Source organism: Streptomyces sparsus (assembly GCF_054776295.1).
On record NZ_BAAHCA010000254.1, the window covers coordinates 1 to 5,796 of the forward strand.

Consider the following 5,796-nt stretch of genomic DNA (forward strand, 5'->3'; position numbering starts at 1 on the left):
CCTGCGGTGCCGGCCGGTGGCCGACACCGTCGCCGACACCTGGACCTGGCTGTGCCGGTCCCCCGGCTGGCAAGCGAAGAACCCACCTGGCAGCCCCGCCGTCGGCCTCACCGACGAGGCCGAGGCCCGGTTGCTCGCACGCGGACCGGCCAGCCGCCCGGCCTCCCGGAACTGCCGGATCGGAGACGGTGGCGCTTCCTGAGAACCACCCGGCCCGAGGACCACCCGAGGCCCGAGGACCAGAGATCTCCGGGGGCGGAAACGCCCCCCGGAGGCGGGCACGTTCCTAGGGTCGGAGCATGACCAACGGACCCGCACCCGCCCCGCCCTCCGCACGAGCGCCTCGACTGCACAGTGCGGACGCACTGCGCGGTTTCGCGCTGCTGGGCATCATGGTGGTCAACATCCGCTATTTCGCATCCGGTTACGCCGTGCACGGCGCGGAGGACCCCGCCTTCGACGGCCCGCTCGACGACGCGGCCCGGTTCGCGGTGTCGCTTCTCTTCGAGACGAAGTTCTACCTGCTGTTCTCGTTCCTCTTCGGTTACAGCTTCACCCTCCAGACGCAGTCCGCCGAACGTGCCGGGCGGCGTCTGGGGCCGCGTCACCTGCGGCGCCTCGCCGGTTTGTTCCTTCTCGGGGCGGCGCACGCGGTGCTGCTCTTCTACGGTGACATCCTCGCCGCCTACGCGGTCCTCGGCCTGCTGCTCTACCTGCTGCGCGACGTCAGCAACCGCACCGCGCTGGTCCTGGCCGGCTGCCTGCTCGGGTGGGTGGCGCTGATGTTCGGCGCGCTGGCCGCCGCCTTGCCCGTGGAGGTGGACGGGGGCACACTCCGTTCCGGGCAGGAGACGGCACAGGAGCTGGCCGGCGGAGCGGGCTCGCTCGTCGCGTTGAACCTGGAGATGCTGCCCTCCTTCGCGGTCGGCATGGTGCTGCACCAGGCGCCGACCGCGATGGCGATGTTCCTGGTCGGGCTGGTGGCGGGCCGTCTGCGGCTGCTCGCGGACCCGGGCAGCCGGACGGTGCTGCTACGGCGTGTGCAGTGGGTCGGTTTCCTGCTCGGCGGAGCCGGGGCCGTGCTGTACGCCGTGCTCGACAACACGCAGCGGGAGCTGGCGGCCCTGGCCGTGTCCCCCGTGGTTGCCCCGCTGCTGTCCGGCGCCTACGCGGCCACGCTGCTGCGGTTCTTCGGCACCGCGCCCGGGCGGCGCCTCCGGAACGCGCTCGCACCGGCGGGCCGGATGGCGCTCACCAACTACCTCGGGCAGTCCGTCGTCTACGTCCTGCTCTTCACGGGCGTCGGGGCGGCGCTGGTCGGCTCGGTGTCGCCACCGCTGCTCCTCTCCGTCGCGGGGGCCGTGTTCGCCGTCCAGCTGCTCGTCAGCCACTGGTGGCTGCGGCGGTTCAGGTACGGGCCCGTCGAGTGGGCGCTGCGCGCCTTCTCGTACCTGGAGGTGCCGGGCCGTCCGGCGGGCTCCGACCGGAACGGGTGACGCACCGCTCCCACCAGCCGTGCGTCGTGCCGACGGGCACGGAGCGGCCGTGCGGCTCACCGCGACAGCTCGGCCAGCTTGCTCACGGTCCGCCAGTTGCGGCCGGTCAGGACGTGCCCGCGCATCGCCGCGTTCAGGGCGTCGGGCAGCCTGCTGCGCCCCATGCCGTTCGGGAACCAGCAGTAGAGCTCCCGGCCGTCCAGCCGGAACTCGTCCGGGGCGTGCGCGGCCGGGTCCACGCGGTCCAGCAGGGCGGGCTCGGGCTCCCGGTCGGCGAAGAGGACGAGCAGCTTCGCCGGGTCCCGGTCGGCGGCGGGGAACGGGCAACGGCGCTGCACGTCCCGCAGCTCCTCGCCGGACCGCACGAGGCACTCCACCGTGAAGCCGAAGTGCCCGGCCAGGGCCCTCTCCAACGCGGCGGCCAGCGCGCCGGTATCGGCCGGTGCCGTGGTGAAGACGGCGTTTCCGCTGTTCAGGTGGGTCGCCACGGCGTCCCAGCCGAGCCCGGTCAGCACGTCGCGCAGCTCGGCCATGGGCACCCGCCGATGCCCGCCGACGTTGATCCCGCGCAGCAGCGCCACATACCGAGTCATGCCGCGCAGCCTAGTACCGGCCGGTGACAGGGCCCGGGGAACCGCACGGCCGTCCGAAGGCGCGCCCCGCCCGCCGTGCGTTCACCGGGCCGTACGGCCGGCAGCCGGGAGGCCGGGCCGGTCAGGAGACCGGGCGGGAGTCGGCCCAGACCGACTCGAACTCCTCTCGGTAGACCGCGAACAGTCCGTGGTCGCCGTCGTCGGCGGACCGGCCGCCCAGGAGGTCGCGGCCCCCGCCGCGCAGCACCAGGACGGGGGCCTCCATGCCGCGGCTGCGCCGCAGGTAGGACTGCACGACAGCCACCCCGTCGGCGCCGTCGCCGTCCACCAGGAAGGCGGTGAACCGCGGCGTCTCGTCGAACACGTGGATCTGGAGGGCGCCGCTGTCCCGGACGCGGGCGCGTACCCGGCGCAGGTGCAGGATGTTCATCTCGACCGCGCGGCTCAGCTCGCCGCGCTTGAGGCCCAGCTCCCGCTCCCGGCGCTTGACGGCGCTGCTGGCGGGGTTGAGGAACAGCATCCGCATCCGGCAGCCGGCGTCCGCGAGCCGCACCAGCCGGCGGCCGGAGTAGTTCTGCACGAGCAGGTTGAGGCCTATGCCGACGGCGTCGATGCGGCGGGCGGAACCGAACAGGTTCTCGACGGGCAGCTGGCGCTGCAACCGGACCCGGTCGGCGTGCACGCCGACCACGTCAGCGAACCGGTCCCCGACCAGCTCCTCCACCGCGTCCACCGGCAGCCGGCCAGCGGACGGCACCGCACTGCCGGAGCCCAGCAGCTCCAGCAGCCGCGCCGACGTCCGCTCGGTCTGCGCCAGCACGGCCGCGGACAGCGCCCGGTTCCGGGAGACCGCGCTGCGCGCCACCTCCAGCTCGTCGAGGCCGAGCTCGATCTCGCGGCGCTCGTCGAAATAGGGCTCGTAGCAGGGCCAGTGCTGGATCATCAGCTCGCGCAGCTGCGGCAGCGTGAGGAAGGACAGCAGGTTGTCGTCGGCGGGATCGAGCACGTACCCCTTGCGGCGGCTGACCTCCCGCACGGCCACGGCTCGCTGCACCCACTCCTGCCCGGCCGGTCCGGCCGCCGCGACCACCCACTCGTCGCCGTGCACCGGTTCGTAGATGGGCCGCAGCACCGCGGCGACCACGGACCGCAGCCGCTGTTCCACGAGGTTCAGCCAGACGTAGGCGCGTCCGGCGCGCTGGGCCCGGGTGCGGACCTCCGACCAGATGTCGGGCCCCCAGTCGAGATCGGCACCGATCTCCATCGGCCGGGCCAGCGACACCGTCGCCGGTGGCGCGCCGTGGGCGTCGGCGGCACCTTGTGCGCCACCGTCGCCCGGGGGGAGCTCCAGCCCTCCCGAACTCACCTGTGCACCGCCTTCCGCCCCCGCTGTTGGATCAAGGAAGCCTACTGCGGCGTGTCGGGGCCCGGGAGCAGTATCTCCCATCAACTTCCGTTCCCCGCCGGTCCATCCGGGGGAAGATAGGCCGGGGAGGACGCCTTGGGGCTTCCGGCCTGGTACGCAATGATCAGCAGCTGGTGAGTGCATCGCGACAGAAAGAGACTCCATGCAGGTCTGGCCGGGACAGGCGTATCCGCTGGGCGCCACCTATGACGGGGCGGGCACCAACTTCGCCGTCTTCTCCGAGGCGGCCGAACGGGTGGAGCTGTGCCTGCTGCACGACGACGGCTCGGAGACGGCCGTCGAGCTCCGCGAGTCGGACGCCTTCGTCCGGCACGCGTACCTGCCGGGGGTGATGCCGGGGCAGCGGTACGGCTTCCGGGTGCACGGCCCGTACGAGCCGGAGCACGGGCAGCGCTGCAACAGCGCGAAGCTCCTGCTCGACCCGTACGCGAAGGCGGTGAGCGGGGACATCGACTGGGACGAGGCCGTCTACGGGTACCACTTCGGCAGCCCCGATCGGCGCAACGACCTCGACTCCGCTCCGCACACCATGACGTCGGTGGTCGTCAACCCGTACTTCGACTGGGGTGACGACCGCCCGCCGCGCACCGAGTACCACCGGACGGTGATCTACGAGGCGCACGTCAAGGGCCTCACCATGCTCCACCCGGACCTGCCGGAGGAGCTGCGCGGCACCTACGCCGCCCTGGGCCACCCGGCGATCATCGAACACCTGACCGGGCTCGGGGTCACCGCCCTGGAACTGATGCCCGTGCACCAGTTCGTCAACGACCACCGGCTGGCGGACGCCGGGCTGTCGAACTACTGGGGTTACAACACCATCGGGTTCTTCGCCCCGCACAACACCTACGCCTCCTGGGGTGACCGCGGGCAGCAGGTCCTGGAGTTCAAACAGGCGGTCCGGGCCCTGCACGAGGCGGGCATCGAGGTCATCCTGGACGTGGTCTACAACCACACCGCGGAGGGCAACCACTTCGGCCCCACGCTGTCCTTCCGCGGCCTGGACAACGCGTCCTACTACCGGCTCGCCGAGGACCCCCGCTACTACACCGACACCACCGGCACCGGGAACTCGCTGCTGATGCGCAGCCCGCACGTGCTCCAGCTGATCATGGACTCGCTGCGGTACTGGGTCACCGAGATGCACGTGGACGGGTTCCGCTTCGACCTGGCCGCCACCCTCGCCCGGCAGTTCCACGAGGTGGACCGGCTGTCCTCGTTCTTCGACCTCGTGCAGCAGGACCCGGTGGTCAGCCAGGTCAAGCTGATCGCCGAGCCCTGGGACGTCGGCGAGGGCGGGTACCAGGTCGGCAACTTCCCGCCGCTGTGGGCGGAGTGGAACGGCCGCTACCGCGACACCGTCCGGGACCTGTGGCGCGGTGAGCCCCGGGCGCTCGCCGAGTTCGGCTCCCGGCTGACGGGCTCCTCGGACCTGTACCAGGACGACGGCCGCCGCCCGCTGGCCTCCATCAACTTCGTCACCTGCCACGACGGCTTCACCATGTACGACCTGGTCTCCTACCACCACAAGCGCAACGAGGCGAACGGCGAGGACAACCAGGACGGCGAGAGCCACAACCGCTCGTGGAACTGCGGGGTCGAGGGCGAGACGGACGACCCCGAGGTGCTCGCGCTGCGCCGGCGCCAGATGCGCAACTTCCTCGCCACGCTGATGCTCTCCCAGGGCGTGCCGATGCTCAGCCACGGCGACGAGTTCGCCCGCACGCAGGGCGGCAACAACAACGGCTACTGCCAGGACAACAAGATCTCCTGGGTGAAGTGGCCCGAGACGGAGGAAGAGGAGGCGATGTGCGCCTTCGTGCGGTCCATGGTGTGGCTGCGGCGCGACCACCCGGTCTTCCGCAGGCGCCGCTTCTTCCACGGCCGGCCCGTGGAGGGCACGCACGACGAGCTCTCGGACATCGCCTGGTTCACCCCCGAGGGTGAGGAGATGGACCAGCACGACTGGCAGCGGGCCCAGGCGAGGTCACTGACCGTCTTCCTGAACGGCAACGCGATCTCCGAGCCGGGGCAGCGCGGCGAGCGGATCACCGACGACTCGTTCCTGCTGGTGTTCAACGCGCAGCAGGACGCCCGGGAGTTCGTCGTGCCGCCGGATCACGGCAGCGGCTGGCAGACGGTGGTGGACACCGCCCGGGAGGACGGCCATCCGCCGTGGACGGGCCCGTCCCACGAGGCGGGCGACCGCATCACGCTGGCCGGCCGCAGCATGGCCGTGCTCCAGCGCCCGGCCTGACCCCGCACGCCCGGCCGCGACGGG

4 protein-coding genes and 1 pseudogene are annotated in these 5,796 nt (G+C 72.0%); 3 read left to right on the top strand and 2 right to left on the bottom strand.

The genetic code is table 11. The features are described 5' to 3' along the window. A pseudogene (locus ACYVE9_RS13635) lies at positions 1-202 on the top strand (hypothetical protein); the annotation flags it as partial. 97 nt (positions 203-299) lie between these two features. Then, positions 300-1,496, top strand: a complete 1,197-nt coding sequence (locus tag ACYVE9_RS13640; RefSeq protein ID WP_461028089.1) for a DUF418 domain-containing protein — start codon at positions 300-302, stop codon at positions 1,494-1,496. A gap of 56 nt (positions 1,497-1,552) precedes the next feature. Here the strand turns inward: ACYVE9_RS13640 and ACYVE9_RS13645 are convergent, their stop codons facing one another. Together ACYVE9_RS13645 and ACYVE9_RS13650 are read right to left on the bottom strand one after the other, a co-directional pair. Continuing rightward, positions 1,553-2,089, bottom strand: a complete 537-nt coding sequence (locus ACYVE9_RS13645) for a DUF1697 domain-containing protein (RefSeq protein ID WP_461028090.1) — start codon at positions 2,087-2,089, stop codon at positions 1,553-1,555. Positions 2,090-2,210: 121 nt separating this feature from the next. After that, positions 2,211-3,455 carry an SAV2148 family HEPN domain-containing protein gene (locus tag ACYVE9_RS13650; RefSeq protein ID WP_461028091.1) on the bottom strand — a complete coding sequence of 415 codons (1,245 nt, stop codon included), beginning with the start codon at positions 3,453-3,455 and terminating at the stop codon, positions 2,211-2,213. 202 nt (positions 3,456-3,657) lie between these two features. Here ACYVE9_RS13650 and glgX point away from each other — a divergent pair, with 202 nt between their 5' ends. Further along, on the top strand, positions 3,658-5,772 hold the full coding sequence (gene glgX, locus ACYVE9_RS13655; RefSeq protein ID WP_461028092.1) for a glycogen debranching protein GlgX: 2,115 nt from the start codon (positions 3,658-3,660) through the stop codon (positions 5,770-5,772). The last annotated feature ends 24 nt before the right edge of the window (positions 5,773-5,796 follow it).

Coding starts and splice junctions, on each gene's coding strand:
- ACYVE9_RS13645 (WP_461028090.1), bottom strand. CDS start 2,089: ATGACTCGGTATGTGGCGCTGCTGCGCGGGATCAACGTCGGCGGGCAT.
- glgX (WP_461028092.1), top strand. CDS start 3,658: ATGCAGGTCTGGCCGGGACAGGCGTATCCGCTGGGCGCCACCTATGAC.
- ACYVE9_RS13640 (WP_461028089.1), top strand. CDS start 300: ATGACCAACGGACCCGCACCCGCCCCGCCCTCCGCACGAGCGCCTCGA.